Here is a 1,355-nt window from a genome sequence, read left to right as displayed (position 1 = left end):
GGGGTTATAGGCCAAAATGTGTGTCTGTTTTGGCTTGTTTTCCTTTGTGGCAGTAAGTGTTTCTCATGTTTAAGTTGTGTTGGTGGGGAACTTGAGGTCGGCCATAATGTGTGTCTGGAATAGGTCGCAAAGCCTTGCGGGACAACGGTTGAGCGGCTTTCGAGTTGGCATGGCAGATTGGGGGGGGATGAATACACCCAGTTGCGCCGTGTGCGGCGAGCCGATGAAGCGGAACGGAAGGACGAGTTCGGGGCGGGTCAGGTGGCGGTGTCGGAACGCCGACTGCGGTAGTTCGCGTACCCAGCCACGCGACAACAGCGCCCATGATCTGCGGTGTGGTTTGAACTGGCTGTTCTCGAAACAATCCCAGGCCGAACACATGTTGCCGGCACGCACACTGCGCCGCAAGTGCGAATTGATGTGGAGCCTGTGGCCGCCTGTACCCGTGGTGGACGAGGTCCATCACGTGGTGCATGTGGACGGCATCCACCTGCACCGTGACGCGGTGGTATTGATCGCGGTGGCCGACGGGCACGTGATCGGCTGGCACATCGCCAGAAGCGAACGGTCGGCGGCCTGGCAGTGCCTGATGGCGCGCATCGCGCCGCCGGACGTGCTCGTATGCGACGGTGGCGGCGGCATCATGAAGGCCGCGAGAACGATGTGGCCGGACACGAGGATCCAGCGTTGCCTGTTCCACGTGCAGGCCAACATCATGGAACTGACCGGCATGAGGCCGCGTCTGGAGGCCGGCAAACGACTGCGTCGGATCGCCGTGGCGTTGGCGCGCGTCAGGAACAAGGATGATGCGGCGGCGTGGCTCGTCTCCTACAACCAGTGGGAGCAGGACTTCGCTGGTTTCCTTGCCGAGAAAAGCCGGTACGCGGACGGCAGCATGAACGACATGCACCAACGGCTCGTCAAAGCACGCTTCATGATCCGTCGTCGCCTCCGCGAGGACCGGTTGTTCACGTTCCTCGACGAGGAGCTCGCGGCCGTTGGCTCGGTGCCGTCCATGAACAACCTCATCGAATCATGGAACGGCCGGTTGCGTGACATGCTGCGCCATCACCGGGGATTGCGCTTGATACGACAGCTGAAAGCGATCTGCTGGTGGTGCCACCAGCACACGGAACACCCCGAGACCGACGCGTGGCTCGCCGCGAACGCGATCACCGACCGGCAACTCGAAGACCTCTACAGGCACGCATGGGAACAAAGCCAGCAAGGCACGTACGAGACGTTCGGCATTCCCACGCGATACGGGGCCGGCATCGACTGGAACGACTTCCACACACGAGTCCAATGGCAGTCAAACGACTAACCCCTCAGACACACATTTTGGCCTATAACCC

At 61.1% G+C, this 1,355-nt stretch carries 1 protein-coding gene; it reads left to right on the top strand.

The window, feature by feature from the left end; translation table 11 throughout:
- Positions 1-187: 187 nt before the first annotated feature.
- Positions 188-1,324, top strand: a complete 1,137-nt coding sequence (locus JS530_RS10695) for an IS1249 family transposase (protein ID WP_214377130.1) — start codon at positions 188-190, stop codon at positions 1,322-1,324.
- Positions 1,325-1,355: the final 31 nt, after the last annotated feature.

Source organism: Bifidobacterium colobi, assembly GCF_018555455.1.
GTDB lineage: Bacteria > Actinomycetota > Actinomycetes > Actinomycetales > Bifidobacteriaceae > Bifidobacterium > Bifidobacterium colobi.
The sequence above is the reverse complement of the archived record's forward strand: the minus strand, read 5'-3'. Positions and strand labels throughout refer to the sequence as shown.

Coding starts and splice junctions, on each gene's coding strand:
- JS530_RS10695 (WP_214377130.1), top strand. CDS start 188: ATGAATACACCCAGTTGCGCCGTGTGCGGCGAGCCGATGAAGCGGAAC.